Raw genomic sequence first — 21,170 nt, 5'->3', positions numbered from 1 at the left:
TATGCAGTGCTGGTTGAACGGGAACTATGTAGCAGCGGAGGAATTGCGAATTTCACCATTTGACCATGGTTTTTTATATGGCTTAGGTTTTTTCGAGACGTTGCGTACTTACAATGGGAAGGTATTATTTTGGGAAGCGCATATGGAACGTTTACAAGCGGCACTTACGCAGTTCCATATTCATCTGCCTTATACAAAACAGGATTTACTAGCTGTTATTAAACAACTAAATTTAGCTGCCGGTGGGCAAGATGGTTATTTTCGTTTAAATGTATCTGCTGGGGAGCATAGTATAGGTTTGCAACCGAGCGAGTATACACAACCCAATGTAATCGTCTTTCGGAAAGAGTTGCCTGATACTCCTCGTGGTAAGGAAAAAACAGCGCAATGGTTAGAGGTAAGACGGAATACTCCTGAAGGCGTTTTACGTGTCAAGTCGCATCATTATGGCAATAACGTTTTAGGAAGGTTTGAAATGTCCTCTTTAGCCATGCAGGAAGGTTTCTTTTTAACAGAGGAGGGCTATGTGGCTGAAGGTGTCACTTCAAATATATTTTGGGTGAAAGATGATATACTATATACGCCTTCTTTAGAAGCGGGTATATTACCTGGTATTACGAGAGCATGGGTACTAGAACATGCGCAGTCAGTAGGTATTGAAATACGAGAAGGTTTATTTACTAAAAACGATGTGGAGCAAGGGAGCGAATGTTTTATTACAAACTCTGTGCAAGAGCTTGTTCCGATTTGCATGTTAGAAGATATTCAGTTTTTAGGCAATAAAGGACCGATTTATTTACGTTTACATGAGGCGTTTATCAAAGAGGTGGAACAACAATAGAAGGAGCATTAAAATGCTAGAAAACTATACAACACCGTTAACAATTAATGGGATTACTTTAGATTATAACAGTGAAACATTTATTATGGGTATTTTAAATGTCACGCCAGACTCTTTTTCAGATGGTGGAAAATATAATAACGTGGATGCCGCTGTAGAGCAGGCTAAAAAGATGGTAGCTGAAGGTGCGAAAATTATTGATGTTGGCGGTGAATCGACACGCCCTGGTTATGAGCGTATTTCTGATGATGATGAAATTGCGCGTATTGTACCGGTTATCCGGGCACTAGTAGCGGAAGTGCCAGCTATTATTTCAGTTGATACGTATAAAGCGAGCGTAGCACGGGCGGCGATTGAAGCGGGTGCTCATATTATTAATGATATTTGGGGTGCCAAATCAGAACCTGCCATTGCAGAAGTTGCTGCGGAACTAAATGTACCAATTATTTTAATGCATAATCGCGAAAACAAAGATTATGGAAGTAATTTTTGGGCAACAGCCAAAGCGGATTTAGAACAAAGTATTGCTATTGCGAAGAAGGCGGGTGTGCCTGATTCTCATATCATATTGGATCCAGGCATCGGTTTTGCTAAAACAACGGCTCAAAATATTGCAATGATGCAGCATCTAGCGGATTTAGTGAATATGGGATACCCTGTGTTATTAGCAACCTCGCGCAAGTCAATGATAGGCAATGTATTGCAGCTTCCTGTAGAAGAACGGATTGAAGGAACATGCGCAACTGTTGTTTATGGCATTGAAAAAGGTTGTCATCTAATCCGTGTGCATGATGTGAAAGAAATGGCTCGTGCTGCACATATGGCTGATGTGTTAGTTGGTAAACGTATTTACAAGGAGGAAGCGTAATGGACTATATTCATTTAAAGGACATGCAGTTTTATGGCTATCATGGTGTTTTAGCAGCAGAAACAACACTGGGCCAACGCTTTCGCGCCAATGTTTCATTAGCGGTTGATATGACTAAAGCGGGTGACACAGATGATTTAACGTATACTGTGAATTATGCTGAAGTGTATGCGCTTTGTCGTGATATCGTTGAGGGCGAGCCTTTTAAACTAATTGAAGCTCTTGTTGCGAAAATCGCTAATAGTATACTCTCTGCATATCCTGACAAGGTCAAAGGTGTACGAGTTGAGCTCATTAAACCAGATCCACCGATACATGGTTATTACAAAGAAGTTTCAGTTGAGATAACTAGAGGTGACTTCTAATGAATGACGTATATATATCGATTGGTACAAATATTGGTGAACGTTATGCCAACCTTCAGCGTGCAATCGAACTTTTAATGGAAAAAGAAGGGCTAGAAGTTATTCGGGTTTCTTCTATCTATGAAACAGCGGCTGTAGGTTTTACTGACCAAGCAGATTTTTTAAATATCGCGGTTCATGTTAGAACAAGTAGTTCATCTTGTGAAATGCTAAAGATTTGTCAGTCGGTAGAGAACGAGTTAGGTCGTGTTCGGGAGTTTCGATGGGGGCCTCGAATCATCGACCTTGACATTCTACTCTACAATCACGAAAATATTGAAACAGAGAGCTTACTTGTGCCACATCCAAGAATGTATGAACGAGCTTTTGTGTTAGTACCATTAATAGAAATTACGCCTACTCCATCTGGAGAGCAATTACAAAGAGCACACACAACCCTGCAACAGATGAATTTGCAAGAGGAAGGCGTAACACTATGGAAGCGATCGGCGGATACGAGATTGATGCCGTCTATGAAATAATGTGCATAAGTTTGATTTGTGGAGAGCTTAATAATAAATGCCAAAAGCATTAACAATACATCTTTAGCAATGACGGGTGAAAGCCCATAGAAGGAGGAAATCGACGTTGAGTCAGACAACTGAAAAGCCGTTTCAAATTGGCGATATTGTCATGGACAACCGTGTCGTATTAGCACCAATGGCTGGTATCTGTAACTCTGCTTTTCGATTAACGGTGAAAGAATTCGGAGCAGGGCTAGTATATGCAGAAATGATTAGTGATAAAGGGATTGTTAGTAAAAATGAAAAAACGTTAGGTATGCTATATATTGACGAACGTGAAAATCCCCTTTCACTACAAATTTTTGGTGGAGATAAAACGACACTTGTAGAAGCGGCGAAGTATGTAGACGAAAATACAACTGCTGACATTATTGATATTAATATGGGCTGTCCAGTCAATAAAATAATTAAGTGTGAAGCAGGTGCACGTTTACTGCTAGATCCAAACAAAGTTTACGAAATGGTAGCTGCAGTTGTTGATGCGGTGAAAAAGCCAGTCAGTGTAAAAATGCGTATTGGGTGGGACGATGAACATGTCTTTGCTGTGGAAAATGCGCAGGCTGTTGAACGTGCCGGCGCTTCAGCAGTAGCGGTTCATGGCCGTACACGTGTGCAAATGTACGAAGGAAAAGCAAATTGGGATATTATTCGTCAAGTAAAGGAAAATGTCAATATTCCTGTACTTGGTAATGGTGATGTTGAATCGCCCCAAGATGCAAAACGTATGCTAGATACAACAGGGGTGGATGCTGTAATGATCGGACGAGCAGCATTAGGTAATCCGTGGATGATTTATCGTACAGTTCAGTATTTGGAAACAGGAGAGTTAAAAGACGAGCCTGGCGTTCGCGAAAAAATGGATGTATGTTTATTGCACTTTGAACGCCTAATGCAATTAAAAGGAGAGAGTGTGGCTGTGCGCGAAATGCGTAAGCACGCATCGTGGTATTTAAAAGGTATTCGTGGTAACGGTAAAGCCCGCAGTGCTATTAATCAAACTGAAACAGCAACAGAGCTACGTGCTATATTAAATGGAATTGTGCAAGACTATGAGCAATGTGAGTCTGAAATTTATGTACCAGAGCAAAAAGAAATTATCATATAATGTGAAAAGAGACATCTCAATTTAATTTTGAGATGTCTCTTTTGTTATGATTGATGTAAAAGTAAATTTAGAACAACCTAATCTGTCTACTTCAATTTTTAGAATTATTAATTATTTTAACTCTTATGGAATTTAAACCGAAACAGATGAATACAGCTTTAAAATTGTGTACAATAGAAATATTATGGACGTAAACGCGGACAGAAAGCCTGAAATCCTTTATTTATCAAGCGATTTCGGGCTTTATATTTATAAAATGATGCCCGAATGATGCCGAAACCCTAAAAAATCATGTTTTTTGAAGTTCTCTCATCAATTTACCGAATTTTTCTGACGCTTCTTTTTTCCTGTCTTGAGTAACATGAAGATATATTTTTTTAGTTGTATCTTCATCCTCGTGACCTAATCGATCCATGATTAATTCTAACGGTACATCAATCTCTGCTAAAAGAGAAGTGTGAGTGTGTCGGAATGAATGAGGTGTTAGTTGTTTATTGAAATTTGGCATTTTATTCAAAATTAATTTCATGTGTCTATTCACAATTCGTAAATACCAAGGATACCCCATGTATTCTCCATACAAACGTGAGAAAACAAAATCAAAATCTTTATAATTCTTCTCATAAATAGTTTTTATCTTTTTTTGATTTAGTTGATGCCCTATTAATAAAGCTATGAGTTCCTCTTCAATATCTATTTTCCGAATTGAACCCTCTGTTTTAGGAGGAGTAAGTTCAAATTGATCAAATTTATTCTTTGGATTATAAAGAGTCTTTGTTATGTTGATGGTTCCTTCTTCAAAATCTATATCAGACCACTTTAATGCTAATGCCTCTCCTGGACGCATCCCTGTCCATGCTAATGTGTTGAAATAAACATAGTCACCTATTTTACCACTCTGATAACAAACATCTAAAAACGCCTTTAATTCATGTTTTTCAAAGTATGTATCGGTGATAGCCTCGTTTTCAATCTCTTCAACCGTTTTTATACGCTTAGGAACAATCGTGAATTCAGTTGGATCATCTAATAGTATTTTCTTTTCACGAGCATATTTAAATACCTGTTTAGCTGTACCATGAACATTTGTCAAAGTGTTATAAGATAATTGCTCGTGGAGATTAAATAGAAACTTTTGATAAACATCTTGTGTTATATTTTGAACCTTAACATGCCCAAAACCTTCATATAACTTTTCTAAATGATAATCTTTTGAACGTATGGTGCTATTTTTTACACCACTTTTTGTATACCGTTCAAACCACTCATCTCCTAAGTCACGAAAGGTTGCTTTGTTTTTAAAATCTAAATTCCATTTATCTATTTCATATTCCATAGCACGAGCAGCCTTAACAGCATCCTTTTCTTTTAAAAAACCTCTTTTAACAATTCTTTCTCTCTTACCAGTAGTGGGATTAGTACCGTTTTCAATTACATACATCCACCGTTCCTTACCGTCTTTTAATTCATATTTTTGAATAGAAGCCATGTAATATCCTCCTAATGTAAGAATGTATGTTCTTTTTTTATGTATTAAAATAGCCCCTTAAATTTCAATTCCACTAATTTTACTGGGATATGATGTAAGGCAGCTATTTCGTATATCGTCATTTGCTCAGAGATATATTTTCTTGCAAGCTCATCAGGAATTAATAATTCAACAGCAAATAGATTTGCTTGATGTTCTATCTTATCTATCGAAAAATAAGTGTTACTTCGCATAAAAGGTGTGTTGACATTAGGATGTAATACTACATGCCCAAGTTCGTGAACGCAGACAAATTCCTTCTTTTGTTCAGCAAGGTTTGAATTTATGAAAATATATTTATTTCTTCTAACATAACGATAGAATCCGTGTATTTCGTCATCTAAATCATACTCTATTATTTGAACATTCATTTGTTGAGTAATTACAGCAATATCATTTGTCTGATATGTATTGATCAAGTCTTGGACGATTTTCTTTATCCACATGCTTGTCACCCCTTAATGGTAATGGTTAATCTTTTCTATATTTTTTAGGGATAAACTTTTTATTAGCAAGTGTGGCTAACCTTTCAGCATGTTCTAAGGCTTCCAATAGAGATTCTATTGCTTCTTCACTCATAGGTTCACCCATAAAACTTAATGCATCACTGTTATCATCACTATTACCTTCCAATAAGTCTTTTTTTATTTTCTCCATTCGTTTGCCTATATCGCGTTCATCTTTATCTGTTAAATTCGATACTTTTTTCTCAATTTGTCTTGGGATATTCATTTCACCCTCACCAGTTAACAGCCATTTATAAGAAACTTCATATAATTCCGTAAGGGTAGCTAATGTATTCATATCTGGCTCGCTAACGTTATTTTCATAACCACTAAGTGTTTTATTATTAATATTAGTTCTTTCTTTAACTTGAGTTTGCTTTAAACCACTCTTTTGACGAGCTATTCTTAGACGATCACCTAATGTATTCATTGTAACACCACCTTTTTCTTTAAGTTTAAGAACATTTAATCACAATCTCAAAAATAAAGAATTATTTTCTTAAAAACTTAGAATTTTTTATTGACTTCTTAGAAACAAAGAATTATAGTTAATTTAACGAGTTCTTAGATATTAAGAAAACGAGGTGATTTTAAATGAAACTACACGAAAGAATTCGTCGGTATATAGAGAGCAACGGTTTAAAAATGAACTATGTTGCTGATAAGTCATCCATTGAATTAAAAAGGTTCTACCGAGTTATAAATGGTGATTCAATCTTGTCGGCGGATGAGTATGAGCGAATTTGTCTTGGCTTAGATGTAGAATTAAATTTTTTTAAAGAAAAATTCTTAGTTTCTAAGAATAAAACGGCGTAACTATCCCATATCACCTGTTGATATGTAAATAAATCGAAAGGTGGTGTAGATATGAAAAAGAAAATGATAACAATTGATGCCAAAGGTCTCGAACAACTTTCGCAGTTGCTCCATGATACAACAACCTTAGCGGAGCAACTGCAAAAGAAAATTGATGAAATTTCTAATTTGGAGTTAGAAATTGCCATTCAAAAAACTAAAAACCAAGTTTCTTAGCAAAGTATTCTTCTGTTGCTGTTCCGAGAATATCTTCCCAAGAATCAAAATTAGAGTTATTTCTGATAAACTCATTCATTTCTATATCAGGAATATCCTCAACGTCTTTGTACTTAGTGAATATTTCGCTATTTTCAAATTCGACAAAATCATTAAAATTTGTGTTTTTAGCTAAAAAAGAATCAGTTAGTAATTCAGTTATCGGAATTGATTTAGTTTTAGATAATTCTTTAACACCATTCTGCATTCTCTTTAGTTTATTCGTACCAGTAATTTTAACACCCATTAATTTCACCTCCAATCTACCAATAGTTTAGCAGAAAGGATGATATGAAAGTGGATGCAAACAAATTAAATTTACACGCAATCATAGAAGCAATCGCCAACGACGATTTCGTTGTAACTGGTTTGTTACCAACTGGCGAAGTGACGATTGCCATACTAACTGATATAGAGCAAAAAGCTTTGAAAAGTACGACTACAGAGAATGTAAATCAAATGATTCAAAAATTGAGAGACGCAGGGCAGTTTACACATTTGGAATTTAAATCTGCTTTTCAAAATAAACTAAATCACTTTTGAGTTACTCAATACCTACCATCTACCAGTAGTTTAGTAGATTAGAAAATTTTAAAAAACAGGAGGTTCTATTATGAATCTAGTAATCATTCAAAACAGACAAGCTGTAACTACATCATTACAGGTAGCAGAATCGTTCGAAAAGCGTCATGACAATGTTTTACGCGAAATCGAGGGTCTCCTCAAAATTGAGGAAGCCCAAAATTACTTCCATGAAGGAACCTATGAGCATCCACAAAACAAACAGCAATATCGTATGTTTTACATGAATCGAGACGGTTTCACTTTACTCGCAATGGGCTTTACAGGTCAAAAAGCAATGCAATTCAAATTGAAATACATCCAAGCATTTAATGAAATGGAACGTCAATTAACACAACCAACAACCGCTGAATTAATCGCCATGATGGCACAACAGGGTGTTGAACAAGAACGCCGATTAAACGCAGTAGAAGAAAAGCAACTTCAATTAGAAACAAAACAGGATAATATTGCTGAAATTATTGCACTTAACCCTACTGAATGGCGCAAGAAGGTTACAAATCTTATTAATAAGATAGCTCTTTCACGCGGCGGATTCGAAGCATATCGAAATGTTCGCAACGAAAGTTATCAAATTCTAGAAGAACGTGGTCGCTGTAAACTTGATATCCGTTTAAGTAATCGAAGAAAAGAAATGGCTTTGAACGGCATTTCTAAATCTAAGCTGGATAAAGTAACAAAGCTTGATGTTATTGCAGAAGATGCAAGATTAACCGAAATCTACTTAGCGATTGTTAAAGAGATGGCTATTAAGCATCAAATCAAAGTAGAAGGGTTGGGAGCCTAATGTTAGAACTAATCAGAAAAAACACTTTACTCACAGAACAATTTGCAATTGAAACAGATACAAATGTTGATAGTGCCTTATCAGTAGTTTCTATAAATACAGTAGATGGAAATGAAGCTGATGGCTTCAAAGAAAACACAGGTATTACTTTAAGTCTTGATTATGACGAATTAGATGAAATTATCATCATTTTACAACAAGCAAGTGAATCCCTTAAACGAGCAGAAAACAGAGATTAAATCATATTAAAGGAGGGCTATTATGTTTGATCCGAATTTTATCACTAATATATTTGAAAAAATCCGACTAATAATTCGTGAAGAAATGGAACAAGTTTTGAAAAACATCTCAATCAACAAGTACCCTCACATGTTGAAGCAAGAACATCTATGCGAAATATTCCAATGTGAACGGAATGCTATTTATAAATTAACAAAAATCGATACCTTCCCTAAATTCGAACATATTCATGGAAGGTATCCAAGGGATTTAGTTTTTAAATGGATTGAACAAAATACAAATCAAGTTCAATCCATCAAAAAGTTAAAAGCAAGTTAGGAGAGGCCAGGGCAAATGGCCTCTATCAAACTACCAATCTAGTAAGAGGTAGGGGCAAATCTACCTCTTAACCATTATTATACACAGTTTACTAAAAATTGATGGTCGCATCTCAAATAAAAGTTAACTTGTATGTGACCTTAACTAAATAGAAAGGGTGATTAAAGTGACTGTTACTGGAACTACAGTAGGAGAAATCATGAAAGAGTTGAGAGGTGTTGAGACTCAGTTGAATTGGGGCTCGAAAATGGGTGTTGTACGTGAAACCGTATCGAAGTATGAGACAGGACGTTCGAAAGTACCAGCGGACATAAGCCGTAAAGTAATGGAAAAATCAGATGATCCAAGGCTTGCGATGGCTATCCAATATGAATATACAGGAACAGGCCCAGTGTTGCTCAACGGTCCGAATGTTGATCTTCATCGTTGTAGTGTGAGAGAAAAAACAATTGAAGAGGAGGAAGAATTTTTAGAAGCTCTTAAACGCACTAATTTCTCTAAACCAGCCCATGCATTAACTCCTCGTGAAATAGAAGATATTAAAAAAGCTATCGAGGAAGGTATAGAGGCTGAAACAGCCAAGAAAATGTGGCTTATGAGAGCTATTGAGTATGTTGGAATGAGTTATTCGGAAGCCTATGCTGAACATTATGCAGATTTGAGACAGAAGGGATTTATTTTATGAGTTTTATTCAAATAGACGAACAAATAGAACGTGAACTAACTTGTATCGATGATCTAACAACTGAAATCAAAATTCTTGCTCGAAAGGGTCAAATCAACTTAGCAAAACAACGAGAACAAGACCTACATAATTCATTGGAACAACTAGAGAAACATCGTAGACGAAAGGAATTGCGGTCGATTGCGGTTGAACTAAACTTGCAAGGAAAAAAAGCGAAAGTGGTGAAGAAACTTGCGCATCAAGCCTAGAGCGTGGCGGCACATGACATTAAAACAGAGGTTAATATATGTACATTTCTTTTGTGACAAGAAGGTACTGGCAAAGTTAAATGGCAATAAAAAAGCTGCTTAATCGGATGCACGATTAAACAGCGACAACATATACAAGTTCATTATAACACAAAACCAGACGTTTGCGAGTCGAAACTCGCAAACGTCAAGCAGTTTGTAAATGGTTGGTTAGCCGTTTTCTTTTTGGAATTTACAAGCTGCTTGATGGGATAGGCCATCAGAAAAATCGAAAGGATTGATATTTATGAGATTACAAAAAGCAGTATCAGCGCTTAGTCAATTACCAGCTTTGCTAATGCACTACGGTATTCCAGCAAACGAAGTTATTTCAGCTCAATATGATGCAACTATCGAGAACGTGAACCTTCGAGTCCATTTATTACACCCAGAATCTTTGAGTAAAATCGGTATTCCAAACAGTGAGATTGTGCAAGGCAGACATGATTACACTTGGACTTCTTACCACTTAATAAAGCATGGCATATCATTCGTAGCTAACGGTCCAGCAATTGCGCCAGAGTATGTAGAACCATACGCAATGCCGTTTTAGAAGGTGATTCTATGAATCTTTTAGTAGAGAATCCAATGGTACGTGGTCGCATTCATTATCCAACAGTACCTTATGAACCTGTTGTAAGTTTTGAAATGCACGATGATTTCGGTAGTTTCATAGCATCTCGTGACGTGTATTTTGAGATAGGTGATGCAATCGTACACATTGATAACGTCAGTGATTACCTGTCTGCGGGATATAAAGATGATTCAACTTACGATATGTCTGATTCAGAAGTTATTGCTTACGTGGAGTTGCATTATGGGTTTGCTCATACAAAAAAATAAACCACTACTCGCAATAGTGGCTTAAAGAAAATCATTTTTACCATCATATCACGAAAGGAAGTAATTTGCATGGTATTGGCAAAAATTACGACTGCAGATATGAGTCGTGACGAGTGGTTAGACGCTCGTCGCTCTGGTATCGGTGGGTCAGATGCAGGAACAATTATGGGGTTTAATCCATATAAAAGTGCTTACCAACTATTTTTAGAAAAGACAGGTCAGTTTTACGAGAAGATTGAAAATGAAGCTATTCATTTCGGAAATAAGTTTGAGAATTTAGTTGCTGAAGAATTTGCAGAACGTACAGGTAAAAAAGTGAGACGTATGAACAAAATGTTGGTTCATCCAGAACACGATTTTATGTTGGCTAATCTAGATCGCGTAGTCGTTGGTGAGCGAGCTGTACTTGAATGTAAAACAGCTAATGAGTATTTAAAAGGTGAATGGGAAGGTGAAGAAATACCAGCGAGCTATCTATGCCAAGTCCATCATTATCTAGCTGTTACAGGCTTCGAAAAGGCATATATTGCTGTGTTAGTTGGTGGTAGTACATTTATTTGGAAAGAAATCGAACGTGACGAGGAATTTATACAGATTCTCATTGCACGTGAAAAAGACTTTTGGGAAAACCATGTTCTGAAGAATATTGCTCCACCTATTGATGGCTCGGATGCAACGAATGACTTAATCAAAAAGATGTACCCACAAGATGATGGTACGGCCATCATGCTTACAAAGGATGATGATGTACTACTGGATGCTATTGATTCCATTTCAAGCGAAATTAGGGCATTAGAGCAACAAAAGCAAGAGTATGAGAATCAGTTAAAACTAAAGCTCGAAAACGCTGTAGAAGGACATACACCACGTCACAAAGTGACGTTTAAAACGATTGTTACTAATCGTGTAGATAGTAAGCGTTTAAAAGCAGAAGCACCTGAAATTTATGAGAAATACAAGAAACCATCATCATCTAGACGATTCAACTATAAAAAATTGGAGGCAAATTAACCATGACTCGATTAAAACAATTCGTTATTAAAGAAACTATTCTTACAACTGTCACTGCTGTTATAACTGCAGTTGATGCTAGAGATGCAAAATTGCGTTTTAAAAAAGATTCACAAACAGTTTATCAAAATTTTGAATCAGAAACACAAACAGAAATAACTGCTGTGGAAGGAGAGAAATAATTGTGGCTACTACAAATGAATTGAAAGCGAAAGCACAAGGTCAAGTACAACAAAGTGTTACGCCAGAACAATCGCTAAATAATTTATTAAAACGTATGGGTCCTCAAATTCAACGAGCATTACCTAAACACATGGATGCTGATCGTATTGCTCGAATCGCATTAACAGCAGTTCGTGCAACACCAAAGCTACTAGAATGTGACCAAATGAGTTTCGTAGCAGCACTTATGCAATCAGCCCAACTAGGAGTGGAGCCAAATACAGGATTGGGACAAGCATACTTAATCCCTTACGGTAAACAGGTTCAGTTCCAGTTAGGATATAAAGGTTTAATCGATCTTGCTGTACGTAGTGGTCAGTACAAGGCTATCTATGCTCATGAAGTGTATAAGGAAGATGAGTTTTCGTTTGCATACGGCTTACACAAAGATTTAGTACATGTTCCATCACAAAATCCAGAAGGCGAACCAATCGGATACTACGCTGTGTACCACTTAAAAAACGGTGGTTACGACTTTGTTTACTGGACAAGAGAACGTATCGATAAACATGCCCATGAATTCTCTCAAGCAGTTAAAAAAGGTTGGACAAGCCCTTGGAAAACCAACTATGACGCAATGGCTAAGAAAACCGTTTTGAAAGAAGTACTGAAATATGCTCCTAAGTCAATCGAGCTTCAAAAGGTTGTTGAGGCTGATGAAACGATTAAAAACGAGGTTTCAGAGGATATGAGCGATGTTATTGATGTGACGGACTTCTCGGTTGTTGAGGATGAAACAAAACAAGAACAAGGTGAGCTAATCGTTGAGCAATAACGTACCGCACAAAGTCCTTCTGCCTGCTTGGATATTCCAACAGGCTAAGGGCAACGATGAAATAAGGCGTCTGGTGCTCGATTACATGACTAGATACCCAAACTATAGAGTATTGAAGGTTAGTGGTAGTTTCGCGGTTTGTGAGAGGGAACAAGGGCTTTTATAGGAGGTAACCATGATTAAATTACGTTTCAGGGTATGGTGTGCTGCACGCAATTTAAAAGCTAGTGATGTTCATAGGATGACTGGTATCCCATATCCAACATTAAGAGATTTATATTATGGGCGTTCGAAAAGTATAAAAATCAATGATTTAGATACTTTATGCACGGTTTTAAAATGTGATATCAGCGATATTATACAGCACGAAAAAGCTTAAATAGCAGTAGCAAGGGCAACAGGCAAGATGATTTTTATTCCGTAGGAGGAGTTATATGAGTGCAGAAATAAAATATTGGCGTTATGAATTGCCTTCGATTAATGGTGAAGGATGGGGGATTTTCACATTAGATTCCACTGGATTATTTAGTTGTGTAACTGATTACGGGAATTACTCTTTCAAATGGACGCATCATGGTTTAGATGATTTTAGAAAGTTTTTTGATAGAAATTCTTATGGTTATATCCTAAACAAACTTCATCTTGGAGCTGGAAAAAGCAAAGAATTGGACGTAGCAGCAACCGCAGAAAATATTAAAAACTACATTTTAGATTGCCGTATGGATGAAACGTTCGATGAAGATTTTGCAAGGTCTGAATGGGATCACATTATTAATTGTGAAGAACAGTATGACCATCCCCAAGCCTTCTTTAGTGCGTGGTATGAAGGTACTGAAATAGATGATGCGCATGAGTTTACTATTTATGATTACTGTCCTGATGATAAGGCATTACGGGATATTTTGTTACCACGGCTAACAGAAATGATTCAGAAAGAGTTAAAACTGGAAGTGGCTTGTTAACAAAATCTGTGATTAAAAATTTGAATATTGCGAATATGGAGGGTAAACCATGAAGGTCTTGGAAAACCAAACGTTATTTCAATGTGATCACTGCGGCAAACGATTACTCACGAAGCACGGTGCCAAAATCCATGAGGAAGAGTATTGCAATAGTTCTGCTCAATTAATTGATAAAGGATATGAAATTTTGATTAATTGCCAACATGATTGGAAAGAACGATGGGCACCGATACCAGGTGAAGAACATTTAAGCGAACCTAGTCACGATGAATGTATTAAATGTGGTGCAGAAGATTACTTAGTGTATGACTTCAAAGGCTTTATTAAATCGAAAGAAGATATTCCAGAACGTATGTTACGTAGGATTGCTACTCTCGACAGAGATAAAAAGCGTTTTGGCTTCGATTTGATTTTTTAGGAGGGGCGAGGGCAAATGGGCATCATCCGAGTGGCTAAGAACAGCAACTATGTAGTGATGAATCGAACAGCATTGAACGACAACCGGCTATCTTGGAAAGCTAAAGGCATAATGGCATACATGCTTTCAATGCCGGATGATTGGGTGTTTTATATGGACGAGCTAATGACTCATTCAACTGATGGCAAGGCATCTTTCAGAGCAGGTTTCAATGAATTAAAGACATGTGGCTACATTGAACGAAAACCTATTCGTGAAGGGCAAAGAATTAAAGAATGGGAAACGATTGTTCATGAAGTGCCTATAAATTCTCTACTTACCGATTTTCAAGAAGTAGAAAAGCAAGAAGTTGAAAACCAAGAAGTAGGTTTTCAAGAAGTAGAAAATCGAACACTACTAAGTACTGATAATAACCAAGTATTGAATAAACCAAATACTGATAATAACCAAGTACTGAAAGAGAGAGAAGAGAGTCAGTCGGTCAATCCGTTCCTAGAGATAAAAAATTGTTTTGATTCAATAATCCGAATCAGTAACTTTACGGATCACCGAAAAATGGACAAACTTCTTGAATTGTATCCTGACCACTTACTGATTATCGAAGCTATTAAACTTACTGCTGATTTAGGTAAATCAAGTGTTGAGTACATCGAAGGGATACTACGTAATTGGTCATTAGAAAAAGGAGTTAATTCATACGCAGATTGGCAGGTGAAGATTGATGAAAAGAATGGGCGACAGAATGGCAGCAGTCATGGAGGAGCTAAAGGCCAGAAGCCAATTGTGTTCGGAGACTACAGTAGTTGAGGAACCTAACTATAACTGTCCAAAGTGTAAGGATACTGGCAGTTACTTAGTCCGAAAAAAGAATGGCTACTATATCAGAGGCGTTGAAGTTGAGCAGGACTACTATGTCGAATGCGAATGTAGCAAGATGTTCAAGATAAATAGGCTCATTAAATCTAGTGCCATTACAGAAGAGTTTCAGAAAATGAGCTTCAAAAACTTCACGACTGATGACGTCCATCCAAAAGTCGTTGAAATGAAAAGCAAGGCAAATCAGTATTATGCAGCCTTTGATGATATTAGAGATTTCAGGCAGAACAGCATCATGCTTATTGGACAACCAGGTTGCGGAAAGACGCATCTATTGACCGCCATTTCTAACTACCTGATGCATGCAAAGCAAGTGCCTGTTCTTTACTTTCCATATAAAGATGGCATGAACAATATCGCTGCTAATAACTTTGAGCGTAAAAACGAAATTATGGATCGGATGAAAGAGGTTGATGTCCTATTCATAGACGATTTATTCAAGCCAATTGGTGGCAAATTCGATGTGAAACCGTGGCAGACAGAGGTCATCTTTGAAGTGGTCAACTATCGCTATCTGAACAACAAGCCGTTATTAATATCCAGCGAATTGTCTCTGGACGACATGCTTTATATTGACGAGGCGCTTACTAGTAGGCTGTTTGAAATGGCTCAAGATTTCACGGTAACGATTCCAAAGGACATGAAAGTGAACTACCGATTACGCAAGGTATTTGAACATAGATAGAGGGGCGCACAGCCCCTTGATTGGAGGGTGAAGGGATGGATAAAAAATATCGATATTTTGTATCGTTTTCTCATAATACTGGATTTGCAAATGCAGAGATAAGACGAACAACACCAATTCAAAACATTGGCGACATCGTTGAGGAAGCTAGAAATATTGAACGAAATAATTATTTTCCTGATAAATCGATTGTAATCATTAATTATCAATTATTCGAATGAAACGGAGGGTGAAGGAATGTTAGAGAAAGGAAACAAAGTAGTAATGCATTCATGTATTGAGGCTGAACATTACGAAGGTATCGTTTGGACATGTAGTACTGGAGAACAAGATTTATGTGGGAGTCCAGTAGTTTGGTTAGAAGATTACAGTGGAGCCTTTGCTGCTAAATATTTACGTAAGGTGAATCCAGCAGAAGAAACAGTTGAATGTATTTTTTGCGAAAGTCAGGTGTTAGTTGAATCGAACGGATATGTACCTGATGAAACATTAGGAACCTATTGGTGTAAACAATGTGCGGCTGAGGAAGAAAAACGCCAAAAGGTGCTTAAAGAAGTTGAACAAATGCAGATTACCCATACAGTTTTTAAAAACAGTGACATCGAGAAAGCTTCCAAAGAGTTTAGCAGCCAAGTAAAAAAAGATTTAGAAGGGATTGCTGTAGTCGTTAATCATGTTAGAAAAGACGAAGGTCGTTCACAAAATCCACGATACATCGTAATCAATACAGACGAAAATCCAGACATGATTGAGGAAATTATTAAAGTCATGAAACGATTTAGGAAATGGGGTTGATGAGTGATGAATCAAGAACAGTTGAATGCAATTAAAAAAGAATACAGCAACATGGATTGGGAGTATTTCAGAGAAAATGCAGGTGACTTACTAACTGATGAAATTGACATATACAATACTGTGGTAATTGAAGGTGTGCCAGCGCTAATTGCTGAGGTTGAAAGGTTAAATAAAGAACTAAATAAATCCAAGGTTGAGCAAATGGATTTATTGACTGATAAAGCTTTTGAAAGATCGGAGAAACGTAAATATATCAAATTAACACATTTAGTGAATGAAGAGAATAAACGTCTACGTAAAGCGCTTGAATATTACGCTGACACAAAACATTACGAACCATACTGTATTCCAGTGGGGGATTATGCGTCTGATGTAACAGAAGATAATGGGGAAATTGCTCGCCAAGCACTAGGTGGTGAAGCTGATGAATGAACAATACCTAATCGAACAGCTAGTGTTACATGTTGGCCTCTACAAGAAATACCAGTACAAAGAAAACGAAATTGGGTTTTATCAGAACTTAGAAGCTTTACGAGTGCTGAAATGTCTTGGCACACAGGATGAGGCTTTAGATTATGCAATCTCGATTACAGAAAGGGTGAAGGCTGCTTGAGTAGAGAGATTCAGTTTCGGGTTTTCATTAAACATTTAAAATACTGGTCAAAATCGAAAGCATTGATTTCATCACAAAAATGGTTGAAGTTGATTTAACTGGTGACGAGGGCGATACAACTTGGTTCACATTTGAAAACGCGGAATTGGTGCAATACACAGGCTTAAAGGGTAAGAACGGCAAGGAGATTTATGAGGGGGATATTGTTAAAGGTTGGAAAGATTCACATTGGCATGACGGTAAAGATAGAGTTTTAAAAGAAGTCGAATGGATAGATGAAATGGGTGGTTTTAATATTATACAAATCGAAATGAGAGAGTGTGAAGTCATCGGCAACATCTACGAAAATCCTGAATTATTGGAGGGAATAGCATGACAGAGAGTAAATGGCGTAAAGGAGACATCATACTCAATCGTTATGGAAGGCATTTACCGGGCAAATATTTTATCTACGTAGGTTTTTCAGGTAGGCATGTAATCGGACTTGATTTCGCAGATGGCAAATGTATTAAAAAGTGTCAGTATCACAAAAGTTGTGTGAACGAAATGTTAGATGGTGAGCCAGCTTTTCAAGTTGTTGGACACACAAATGCTTTTGATGTTATGAAACAGGATTTATTGAAGTTTATTGAGGGGGAAACAACATGATCAACCGTGTCGTGCTAGTTGGCCGATTAACAAAAGATCCTGAATTACGATACACACCGAACGGCATTGCATCATGTCGTTTCACAGTAGCCGTAAATCGTGCATTTAACAAAGAGGGCGAAGAAAAACAAGCTGACTTCATTAGCTGTGTAGCTTGGCGAAAGCAGGCCGAGAATCTAGCTAACTTCATGAAAAAAGGAAATTTAATAGGTTTGGAAGGGCGAATCCAAACAGGCAGCTATGAGGGGCATGATGGCAAGCGTGTATACACTACTGACGTTGTAGCCGATAGCATCCAATTCTTAGAGCTGAGAAACAGCACAGGAGGCGCACAGAGCACGCCAAACTATCAATCTAGTACAAATACAGGTGGAACGTATCAAAACCCACCACAGGGCAATTACGGCGGTAATAATAACCAACCAAGTTATACGAGAGTGGATGAAGATCCATTTGCTAATAGTAAAGGGCCGATTGAGGTTAGTCAGGACGATTTGCCTTTCTAGAAAATAAATCGAGGTGATAGAAATGGTACCACTAAGAAAAATCACCAAGGCTAGGACATCACAAGAATTAAAACGAATGATTGAGGATGACAAGGAAAGAGGTTGGAAAGTAGCAAGTAGGGTTAATCATTTTCCGCATCATTCACGACCGTATCAAATACTAATGAAATTCGAAACAGATAAGGAGCATGTGAGTTTATGAACCTCATTAAACTAGAGAGTTAGGGGTGAAGTAATGGAACAAATCGAACTGGATTTAGGTGTTCCGATAGACGAAAGCAAACTGGATCCTAACCCAATGGTGAATGTAATCGGTTATGGGCCAGAGGATAAACGATGTAAGCATTGTAAACATCTATTTGCTAGGAGATATGCAGGAACCTATTACAAATGTGATTTACGACAAAATACAAATGGCGCTGCTACAGACCAACGAGTGAATTGGAAATCTTGTAGTCAATTTGTAGAACGGTAAAATACACGCTGCTGGTAGAACGGCATTAGGTTGTTTTATCAGCAGACTAATGAGAGTGCTAGTAAGGATGTGGAAAATTGAAAGAATCAGATCTGTATGAACCTTTAAAGCAATTTTTACTCAATCAAATGCGTTGTCAAAGCATCTACGCAGAAGTTGGGTTGTATGATGTAGTGGCTTTAAAAGGCAATGTGACGATCGTAGTGGAAATGAAAAAACATCTAAATTTCAAAGTTTTAGAACAAGCATACAGAGCAAGAACAGCAAGTGATTATTATTTCATCTCAGTACCTGAACCAAAACAATATCATGGGTGGTTTATCCGCGACATTTTAAAGAAGTATGGCATTGGATTAATTTATGTAGATGTAGAAAAACAACAGGCACATATCGAGGAATGGGGAGTGAGAAGCCGCGCCAAAAACCATTCAATAAGGCACCTTATCAGAGAAGGCTATCACGACAAATTGACAGGTGGTTTAAAGAGTGGTGAGTTCCGTACGGAATATGGCGAAACTATCGAACGTGTGAAGACATTCTTGAAATGGCACAGACGAGATAGATGGGCCACAGTTGATGAAATACTCGAATATGTACAAACACATTACTCTAGTCCGAAAGCTAGCTTAACGGCCACGTTAAAAGAAACTTGGAATGCAGAATGGTGTGAATGGAAGATTGAAAAACGAAAGACTTATTTTCGTTACAAAGAAGGTGAACAGGCATGAACGTACTCAAAATTGAAATACCAGGTGATGTGCAGGCGCAACAACGACCGAAGTTTAGTCGCTATGGAAATAACGTGTCTGTACGTGATCCGAAAGAATCTAAAGACTATAAATCATTTGTGAGATTGGTAGCCTCACAGGTTGCACCAGATACGCTTATTACCGAGGAAATAAGATTAAGAATTGATGTGTATCGAAAGATTCCTAAATCATTTAGCAAAAAGAAGCACCAGCAAGCCGTAGATGGGGAGTTAAGACCAACAACCAAGCCAGACGTAGATAATCTAGCAAAGGGTATAAAAGATGGTTTAAGCAAGGTTATTTGGCATGACGATAGCCAAGTAACGGAGTTGTTTGTTTGTAAGTGGTATTCGGATAATCCAAGGGCAGAGGTGACGATTGAATGGGGAGAAAAGTAGAGAATCGATACATTTTATTCACTGGTGAGGTTCATGAAATCGTTAAATTTGATTTTACACAGCGTCAAATAGAAACATTCATCACGCTTTGGAACTTAGGGCATCCAATCAACAAAATTGCTGACAGGCTAAATACTAGTAAGGTGAGTGTTGCTTTGATTGCTATGGACCTTGAAATGGCTGGACGGATTGAGCCAAGAGCTGGTGGGTTGTTAGGGAAGAAGAAAGTGGTTAGTTGAAAGAAATTGTTCAGGAAAGGTGATTTAACATGGACAACAAATGCGATGTTTGTGGTGAAGCATTTAACAAGGATTATGAACGGAAATGTCCTCTTTGTAACGAAGAAGTAAAACAATAGTATTGTGAAACAGATGATTACATGATGTGGGGGCTTCGTGCACCTATAAAGATATCCTTAAGAAGGGTGATATGGATGTCAGGGGATGAGCAATTAAATTTATTAATGGGTGATTTGGATTTATCCGATTGCACAGATGAAGAAAAAGAAATGTATAAAAAGGATATTGAACGATATTTGAACCATCGAAAGAAGCGCATAACTTTAAAGAAAGGTGGAAAAATGGATGAAGAATATCCACATTCATCAACAAAAGGTATCAACAGGTTGTATAAATCAAATCGCTGACCCATTACAAAAGGGAGATATAGTCGATGTTATAAATAAATATTATGACCCTACCGTTATTGGGGATTGGATTTACTCAGTTAGATTGTTGAAAAGTAGTAATCAAGAATTAGTGAAATATGAATTAAATGGAATCAGACTGGTTGCTTGTTATAAGGTCGATATTTTACCAAGTCACAAATGATAATTTAGGCAAATAAAAAAGCCGCAGCGTCGTCACACGCTACAGCTCGAATTGGTTCATGCCCTTTTAAGACAATCTAGTAAAAGAAGTATATCACAACTTAGGAGGGCAAACCTATGTTAAAAGAAAGAACACTTACGATTACACCAGACGCTTTAGATTCAATGATTACAGACTACCACTGGATGGTTAACGCCATTAAAGAAATGCGAGCAGAAATGGTTATTGGGGCAAAAACGGCACAATACGGAATTGAGGCTACACTACCAAAGGCTGCAGGCGGTGTAGGTGATCCGATTATGCAGGAAGCTATTAGACGTTCGAAAAATATCAAACGTGTTGCGGAGTATGAGAAGAAGCTTTTAGAGGTGCAAAAGTTAATTGAAAGAGTTGATGGTGAGAGAGAGGTACAAGTTCTGAACTGGATGCTAGACGGGAAATCACAACGTTGGATAGGTCAACACATGGCTTTATCATCAACTAGTATTAAACGTATTAAAGATAACATTGTGAAACAGATGATTGCATGATCAAGGGGCATAGAGCCCCTTGATGATTTACTATTTTTTGTCTAGTTTATATGAAATATTACTGTAATATATTTCATTTTATAGTAAA

Annotated in this window: 40 protein-coding genes; 36 read left to right on the top strand and 4 right to left on the bottom strand. The window is 37.2% G+C overall.

The annotated features are described in order from the left end of the window. The first annotated feature begins 1 nt into the window (after position 1). From pabC to dusB, 5 genes are all read left to right on the top strand, one after another. On the top strand, positions 2-841 hold the full coding sequence (gene pabC / locus LS41612_RS22700; protein WP_024362615.1) for an aminodeoxychorismate lyase: 840 nt from the start codon (positions 2-4) through the stop codon (positions 839-841). 13 nt (positions 842-854) lie between these two features. Further along, complete coding sequence (gene folP, locus LS41612_RS22695) at positions 855-1,709, top strand: dihydropteroate synthase (protein ID WP_024362616.1); 855 nt, start codon at positions 855-857, stop codon at positions 1,707-1,709. After that, positions 1,709-2,074 carry a dihydroneopterin aldolase gene (folB, locus tag LS41612_RS22690; protein WP_024362617.1) on the top strand — a complete coding sequence of 122 codons (366 nt, stop codon included), beginning with the start codon at positions 1,709-1,711 and terminating at the stop codon, positions 2,072-2,074. Before folP ends, folB begins: the two co-directional genes overlap by 1 nt. Beyond that, on the top strand, positions 2,074-2,595 hold the full coding sequence (gene folK / locus LS41612_RS22685) for a 2-amino-4-hydroxy-6-hydroxymethyldihydropteridine diphosphokinase (protein ID WP_024362618.1): 522 nt from the start codon (positions 2,074-2,076) through the stop codon (positions 2,593-2,595). The genes folB and folK overlap by 1 nt, the downstream gene beginning before the upstream one ends. Before the next feature lie 106 nt (positions 2,596-2,701). Beyond that, entirely contained in the window at positions 2,702-3,742 is a 1,041-nt protein-coding gene (dusB, locus tag LS41612_RS22680) for a tRNA dihydrouridine synthase DusB (RefSeq protein WP_024362619.1), read from the top strand. Between the two features lie 289 nt (positions 3,743-4,031). Here dusB and LS41612_RS22675 read toward each other — a convergent pair whose 3' ends face one another. Genes LS41612_RS22675 through LS41612_RS22665 form a run of 3 tightly spaced genes read right to left on the bottom strand, consistent with a single transcriptional unit; the run spans position 4,032 to position 6,206 of the window. Next, positions 4,032-5,231, bottom strand: coding sequence for a site-specific integrase (locus LS41612_RS22675; protein WP_024362620.1), 1,200 nt, complete (start codon positions 5,229-5,231; stop codon positions 4,032-4,034). A 44-nt stretch (positions 5,232-5,275) separates the two neighbouring features. Then, a complete protein-coding gene (locus LS41612_RS22670; protein WP_024362621.1) occupies positions 5,276-5,716 on the bottom strand; it encodes an ImmA/IrrE family metallo-endopeptidase in 441 nt (146 codons plus the stop codon). A 25-nt stretch (positions 5,717-5,741) separates the two neighbouring features. After that, entirely contained in the window at positions 5,742-6,206 is a 465-nt protein-coding gene (locus LS41612_RS22665) for a helix-turn-helix domain-containing protein (protein ID WP_024362622.1), read from the bottom strand. A gap of 164 nt (positions 6,207-6,370) precedes the next feature. On the opposite strand from LS41612_RS22665, the gene LS41612_RS22660 reads away from it, so the two are divergent. Both LS41612_RS22660 and LS41612_RS23270 read left to right on the top strand, forming a co-directional pair. Beyond that, a complete protein-coding gene (locus tag LS41612_RS22660) occupies positions 6,371-6,592 on the top strand; it encodes a helix-turn-helix domain-containing protein (protein WP_024362623.1) in 222 nt (73 codons plus the stop codon). A gap of 51 nt (positions 6,593-6,643) precedes the next feature. Next, positions 6,644-6,808: a hypothetical protein gene (locus tag LS41612_RS23270; protein WP_158694872.1), complete on the top strand. Its 165-nt coding sequence runs from the start codon at positions 6,644-6,646 to the stop codon at positions 6,806-6,808. Here LS41612_RS23270 and LS41612_RS22655 read toward each other — a convergent pair. Further along, the gene (locus LS41612_RS22655) at positions 6,789-7,094 is read right to left on the bottom strand and encodes a hypothetical protein (protein WP_024362624.1); all 306 of its coding nucleotides are present in this window, start codon (positions 7,092-7,094) and stop codon (positions 6,789-6,791) included. The two genes, LS41612_RS23270 and LS41612_RS22655, sit on opposite strands and share 20 nt — an antisense overlap. Before the next feature lie 50 nt (positions 7,095-7,144). On the opposite strand from LS41612_RS22655, the gene LS41612_RS22650 reads away from it, so the two are divergent. The 29 genes from LS41612_RS22650 (at position 7,145) to LS41612_RS22505 (ending at position 21,082) form a co-directional block, all read left to right on the top strand. Beyond that, a complete protein-coding gene (locus tag LS41612_RS22650; RefSeq protein WP_024362625.1) occupies positions 7,145-7,390 on the top strand; it encodes a hypothetical protein in 246 nt (81 codons plus the stop codon). Between the two features lie 70 nt (positions 7,391-7,460). Continuing rightward, the gene (locus LS41612_RS22645) at positions 7,461-8,216 is read left to right on the top strand and encodes a Rha family transcriptional regulator (RefSeq protein WP_036205146.1); all 756 of its coding nucleotides are present in this window, start codon (positions 7,461-7,463) and stop codon (positions 8,214-8,216) included. Beyond that, positions 8,216-8,455: a hypothetical protein gene (locus LS41612_RS22640; protein WP_024362627.1), complete on the top strand. Its 240-nt coding sequence runs from the start codon at positions 8,216-8,218 to the stop codon at positions 8,453-8,455. Before LS41612_RS22645 ends, LS41612_RS22640 begins: the two co-directional genes overlap by 1 nt. A gap of 22 nt (positions 8,456-8,477) precedes the next feature. After that, positions 8,478-8,774 carry a hypothetical protein gene (locus LS41612_RS22635; protein WP_024362628.1) on the top strand — a complete coding sequence of 99 codons (297 nt, stop codon included), beginning with the start codon at positions 8,478-8,480 and terminating at the stop codon, positions 8,772-8,774. A gap of 199 nt (positions 8,775-8,973) precedes the next feature. After that, entirely contained in the window at positions 8,974-9,459 is a 486-nt protein-coding gene (locus LS41612_RS22630) for an XRE family transcriptional regulator (protein ID WP_233433823.1), read from the top strand. Then, the gene (locus LS41612_RS22625) at positions 9,456-9,707 is read left to right on the top strand and encodes a hypothetical protein (RefSeq protein WP_024362630.1); all 252 of its coding nucleotides are present in this window, start codon (positions 9,456-9,458) and stop codon (positions 9,705-9,707) included. Before LS41612_RS22630 ends, LS41612_RS22625 begins: the two co-directional genes overlap by 4 nt. Positions 9,708-9,993: 286 nt before the next feature. Next, positions 9,994-10,299, top strand: a complete 306-nt coding sequence (locus LS41612_RS22620) for a hypothetical protein (RefSeq protein WP_024362631.1) — start codon at positions 9,994-9,996, stop codon at positions 10,297-10,299. Positions 10,300-10,310: 11 nt separating this feature from the next. Beyond that, positions 10,311-10,589, top strand: coding sequence for a YqaI family protein (locus tag LS41612_RS22615; protein ID WP_024362632.1), 279 nt, complete (start codon positions 10,311-10,313; stop codon positions 10,587-10,589). A 69-nt stretch (positions 10,590-10,658) separates the two neighbouring features. Then, positions 10,659-11,600 carry a YqaJ viral recombinase family nuclease gene (locus tag LS41612_RS22610; RefSeq protein ID WP_029747222.1) on the top strand — a complete coding sequence of 314 codons (942 nt, stop codon included), beginning with the start codon at positions 10,659-10,661 and terminating at the stop codon, positions 11,598-11,600. A gap of 2 nt (positions 11,601-11,602) precedes the next feature. After that, on the top strand, positions 11,603-11,782 hold the full coding sequence (locus LS41612_RS22605) for a hypothetical protein (RefSeq protein ID WP_024362634.1): 180 nt from the start codon (positions 11,603-11,605) through the stop codon (positions 11,780-11,782). 2 nt (positions 11,783-11,784) lie between these two features. Then, positions 11,785-12,597, top strand: a complete 813-nt coding sequence (locus LS41612_RS22600; RefSeq protein WP_024362635.1) for a phage-derived integrase/recombinase RecT — start codon at positions 11,785-11,787, stop codon at positions 12,595-12,597. A gap of 175 nt (positions 12,598-12,772) precedes the next feature. Further along, positions 12,773-12,976 carry a helix-turn-helix domain-containing protein gene (locus tag LS41612_RS22595; RefSeq protein ID WP_024362636.1) on the top strand — a complete coding sequence of 68 codons (204 nt, stop codon included), beginning with the start codon at positions 12,773-12,775 and terminating at the stop codon, positions 12,974-12,976. Positions 12,977-13,031: 55 nt separating this feature from the next. Further along, the gene (locus LS41612_RS22590) at positions 13,032-13,559 is read left to right on the top strand and encodes a phiTE_072 family protein (RefSeq protein WP_024362637.1); all 528 of its coding nucleotides are present in this window, start codon (positions 13,032-13,034) and stop codon (positions 13,557-13,559) included. A gap of 49 nt (positions 13,560-13,608) precedes the next feature. Beyond that, a complete protein-coding gene (locus LS41612_RS22585; RefSeq protein ID WP_024362638.1) occupies positions 13,609-13,977 on the top strand; it encodes a hypothetical protein in 369 nt (122 codons plus the stop codon). Positions 13,978-13,992: 15 nt separating this feature from the next. Next, positions 13,993-14,784, top strand: a complete 792-nt coding sequence (locus tag LS41612_RS22580) for a DnaD domain protein (protein WP_024362639.1) — start codon at positions 13,993-13,995, stop codon at positions 14,782-14,784. Next, on the top strand, positions 14,699-15,538 hold the full coding sequence (locus LS41612_RS22575; protein WP_233433822.1) for a DnaA ATPase domain-containing protein: 840 nt from the start codon (positions 14,699-14,701) through the stop codon (positions 15,536-15,538). The genes LS41612_RS22580 and LS41612_RS22575 overlap by 86 nt, the downstream gene beginning before the upstream one ends. Before the next feature lie 35 nt (positions 15,539-15,573). Continuing rightward, positions 15,574-15,759: a hypothetical protein gene (locus LS41612_RS22570; protein ID WP_024362641.1), complete on the top strand. Its 186-nt coding sequence runs from the start codon at positions 15,574-15,576 to the stop codon at positions 15,757-15,759. Between the two features lie 16 nt (positions 15,760-15,775). Next, the gene (locus LS41612_RS22565) at positions 15,776-16,333 is read left to right on the top strand and encodes a hypothetical protein (protein WP_024362642.1); all 558 of its coding nucleotides are present in this window, start codon (positions 15,776-15,778) and stop codon (positions 16,331-16,333) included. A gap of 3 nt (positions 16,334-16,336) precedes the next feature. Then, positions 16,337-16,765, top strand: coding sequence for a hypothetical protein (locus LS41612_RS22560; RefSeq protein WP_137034874.1), 429 nt, complete (start codon positions 16,337-16,339; stop codon positions 16,763-16,765). After that, positions 16,758-16,946, top strand: coding sequence for a hypothetical protein (locus tag LS41612_RS22555; protein ID WP_024362644.1), 189 nt, complete (start codon positions 16,758-16,760; stop codon positions 16,944-16,946). The genes LS41612_RS22560 and LS41612_RS22555 overlap by 8 nt, the downstream gene beginning before the upstream one ends. Positions 16,947-17,025: 79 nt before the next feature. Next, on the top strand, positions 17,026-17,322 hold the full coding sequence (locus LS41612_RS22550) for a YopX family protein (protein WP_024362645.1): 297 nt from the start codon (positions 17,026-17,028) through the stop codon (positions 17,320-17,322). After that, the gene (locus LS41612_RS22545; protein WP_024362646.1) at positions 17,319-17,594 is read left to right on the top strand and encodes a hypothetical protein; all 276 of its coding nucleotides are present in this window, start codon (positions 17,319-17,321) and stop codon (positions 17,592-17,594) included. The genes LS41612_RS22550 and LS41612_RS22545 overlap by 4 nt, the downstream gene beginning before the upstream one ends. Further along, positions 17,591-18,100, top strand: a complete 510-nt coding sequence (gene ssb, locus LS41612_RS22540) for a single-stranded DNA-binding protein (protein ID WP_024362647.1) — start codon at positions 17,591-17,593, stop codon at positions 18,098-18,100. Before LS41612_RS22545 ends, ssb begins: the two co-directional genes overlap by 4 nt. A gap of 235 nt (positions 18,101-18,335) precedes the next feature. After that, entirely contained in the window at positions 18,336-18,575 is a 240-nt protein-coding gene (locus LS41612_RS22530) for a hypothetical protein (protein ID WP_024362649.1), read from the top strand. 77 nt (positions 18,576-18,652) lie between these two features. Continuing rightward, complete coding sequence (locus LS41612_RS22525; protein ID WP_024362650.1) at positions 18,653-19,303, top strand: hypothetical protein; 651 nt, start codon at positions 18,653-18,655, stop codon at positions 19,301-19,303. Next, positions 19,300-19,722 carry a RusA family crossover junction endodeoxyribonuclease gene (locus LS41612_RS22520; RefSeq protein WP_024362651.1) on the top strand — a complete coding sequence of 141 codons (423 nt, stop codon included), beginning with the start codon at positions 19,300-19,302 and terminating at the stop codon, positions 19,720-19,722. Before LS41612_RS22525 ends, LS41612_RS22520 begins: the two co-directional genes overlap by 4 nt. Then, on the top strand, positions 19,707-19,961 hold the full coding sequence (locus LS41612_RS22515; protein ID WP_024362652.1) for a hypothetical protein: 255 nt from the start codon (positions 19,707-19,709) through the stop codon (positions 19,959-19,961). The genes LS41612_RS22520 and LS41612_RS22515 overlap by 16 nt, the downstream gene beginning before the upstream one ends. Positions 19,962-20,155: 194 nt before the next feature. Beyond that, positions 20,156-20,368 carry a hypothetical protein gene (locus LS41612_RS22510; RefSeq protein ID WP_024362653.1) on the top strand — a complete coding sequence of 71 codons (213 nt, stop codon included), beginning with the start codon at positions 20,156-20,158 and terminating at the stop codon, positions 20,366-20,368. A 300-nt stretch (positions 20,369-20,668) separates the two neighbouring features. Then, the gene (locus tag LS41612_RS22505) at positions 20,669-21,082 is read left to right on the top strand and encodes a LuxR C-terminal-related transcriptional regulator (protein WP_024362654.1); all 414 of its coding nucleotides are present in this window, start codon (positions 20,669-20,671) and stop codon (positions 21,080-21,082) included. The last annotated feature ends 88 nt before the right edge of the window (positions 21,083-21,170 follow it).

Origin of the sequence: Lysinibacillus sphaericus (assembly GCF_002982115.1) — a bacterium.
Taxonomy (GTDB): Bacteria; Bacillota; Bacilli; order Bacillales_A; family Planococcaceae; genus Lysinibacillus; species Lysinibacillus sphaericus.
Note: the sequence above shows the minus strand (reverse complement) of the source record. Positions and strands in the feature narration are given on the sequence as shown.

Excerpts from the sequence above, each read along its gene's own strand:
- pabC (WP_024362615.1), top strand. The coding sequence starts at position 2 with ATGCAGTGCTGGTTGAACGGGAACTATGTAGCAGCGGAGGAATTGCGA.
- folP (WP_024362616.1), top strand. The coding sequence starts at position 855 with ATGCTAGAAAACTATACAACACCGTTAACAATTAATGGGATTACTTTA.
- folB (WP_024362617.1), top strand. The coding sequence starts at position 1,709 with ATGGACTATATTCATTTAAAGGACATGCAGTTTTATGGCTATCATGGT.
- folK (WP_024362618.1), top strand. The coding sequence starts at position 2,074 with ATGAATGACGTATATATATCGATTGGTACAAATATTGGTGAACGTTAT.
- LS41612_RS22675 (WP_024362620.1), bottom strand. The coding sequence starts at position 5,231 with ATGGCTTCTATTCAAAAATATGAATTAAAAGACGGTAAGGAACGGTGG.
- LS41612_RS22670 (WP_024362621.1), bottom strand. The coding sequence starts at position 5,716 with ATGTGGATAAAGAAAATCGTCCAAGACTTGATCAATACATATCAGACA.
- LS41612_RS22665 (WP_024362622.1), bottom strand. The coding sequence starts at position 6,206 with ATGAATACATTAGGTGATCGTCTAAGAATAGCTCGTCAAAAGAGTGGT.
- LS41612_RS22660 (WP_024362623.1), top strand. The coding sequence starts at position 6,371 with ATGAAACTACACGAAAGAATTCGTCGGTATATAGAGAGCAACGGTTTA.
- LS41612_RS23270 (WP_158694872.1), top strand. The coding sequence starts at position 6,644 with ATGAAAAAGAAAATGATAACAATTGATGCCAAAGGTCTCGAACAACTT.
- LS41612_RS22655 (WP_024362624.1), bottom strand. The coding sequence starts at position 7,094 with ATGGGTGTTAAAATTACTGGTACGAATAAACTAAAGAGAATGCAGAAT.
- LS41612_RS22645 (WP_036205146.1), top strand. The coding sequence starts at position 7,461 with ATGAATCTAGTAATCATTCAAAACAGACAAGCTGTAACTACATCATTA.
- LS41612_RS22640 (WP_024362627.1), top strand. The coding sequence starts at position 8,216 with ATGTTAGAACTAATCAGAAAAAACACTTTACTCACAGAACAATTTGCA.
- LS41612_RS22635 (WP_024362628.1), top strand. The coding sequence starts at position 8,478 with ATGTTTGATCCGAATTTTATCACTAATATATTTGAAAAAATCCGACTA.
- LS41612_RS22630 (WP_233433823.1), top strand. The coding sequence starts at position 8,974 with ATGAAAGAGTTGAGAGGTGTTGAGACTCAGTTGAATTGGGGCTCGAAA.
- LS41612_RS22625 (WP_024362630.1), top strand. The coding sequence starts at position 9,456 with ATGAGTTTTATTCAAATAGACGAACAAATAGAACGTGAACTAACTTGT.
- LS41612_RS22620 (WP_024362631.1), top strand. The coding sequence starts at position 9,994 with ATGAGATTACAAAAAGCAGTATCAGCGCTTAGTCAATTACCAGCTTTG.
- LS41612_RS22615 (WP_024362632.1), top strand. The coding sequence starts at position 10,311 with ATGAATCTTTTAGTAGAGAATCCAATGGTACGTGGTCGCATTCATTAT.
- LS41612_RS22610 (WP_029747222.1), top strand. The coding sequence starts at position 10,659 with ATGGTATTGGCAAAAATTACGACTGCAGATATGAGTCGTGACGAGTGG.
- LS41612_RS22605 (WP_024362634.1), top strand. The coding sequence starts at position 11,603 with ATGACTCGATTAAAACAATTCGTTATTAAAGAAACTATTCTTACAACT.
- LS41612_RS22595 (WP_024362636.1), top strand. The coding sequence starts at position 12,773 with ATGATTAAATTACGTTTCAGGGTATGGTGTGCTGCACGCAATTTAAAA.
- LS41612_RS22590 (WP_024362637.1), top strand. The coding sequence starts at position 13,032 with ATGAGTGCAGAAATAAAATATTGGCGTTATGAATTGCCTTCGATTAAT.
- LS41612_RS22585 (WP_024362638.1), top strand. The coding sequence starts at position 13,609 with ATGAAGGTCTTGGAAAACCAAACGTTATTTCAATGTGATCACTGCGGC.
- LS41612_RS22580 (WP_024362639.1), top strand. The coding sequence starts at position 13,993 with ATGGGCATCATCCGAGTGGCTAAGAACAGCAACTATGTAGTGATGAAT.
- LS41612_RS22575 (WP_233433822.1), top strand. The coding sequence starts at position 14,699 with ATGAAAAGAATGGGCGACAGAATGGCAGCAGTCATGGAGGAGCTAAAG.
- LS41612_RS22570 (WP_024362641.1), top strand. The coding sequence starts at position 15,574 with ATGGATAAAAAATATCGATATTTTGTATCGTTTTCTCATAATACTGGA.
- LS41612_RS22565 (WP_024362642.1), top strand. The coding sequence starts at position 15,776 with ATGTTAGAGAAAGGAAACAAAGTAGTAATGCATTCATGTATTGAGGCT.
- LS41612_RS22555 (WP_024362644.1), top strand. The coding sequence starts at position 16,758 with ATGAATGAACAATACCTAATCGAACAGCTAGTGTTACATGTTGGCCTC.
- LS41612_RS22550 (WP_024362645.1), top strand. The coding sequence starts at position 17,026 with ATGGTTGAAGTTGATTTAACTGGTGACGAGGGCGATACAACTTGGTTC.
- LS41612_RS22545 (WP_024362646.1), top strand. The coding sequence starts at position 17,319 with ATGACAGAGAGTAAATGGCGTAAAGGAGACATCATACTCAATCGTTAT.
- ssb (WP_024362647.1), top strand. The coding sequence starts at position 17,591 with ATGATCAACCGTGTCGTGCTAGTTGGCCGATTAACAAAAGATCCTGAA.
- LS41612_RS22530 (WP_024362649.1), top strand. The coding sequence starts at position 18,336 with ATGGAACAAATCGAACTGGATTTAGGTGTTCCGATAGACGAAAGCAAA.
- LS41612_RS22520 (WP_024362651.1), top strand. The coding sequence starts at position 19,300 with ATGAACGTACTCAAAATTGAAATACCAGGTGATGTGCAGGCGCAACAA.
- LS41612_RS22515 (WP_024362652.1), top strand. The coding sequence starts at position 19,707 with ATGGGGAGAAAAGTAGAGAATCGATACATTTTATTCACTGGTGAGGTT.
- LS41612_RS22510 (WP_024362653.1), top strand. The coding sequence starts at position 20,156 with ATGTCAGGGGATGAGCAATTAAATTTATTAATGGGTGATTTGGATTTA.
- LS41612_RS22505 (WP_024362654.1), top strand. The coding sequence starts at position 20,669 with ATGTTAAAAGAAAGAACACTTACGATTACACCAGACGCTTTAGATTCA.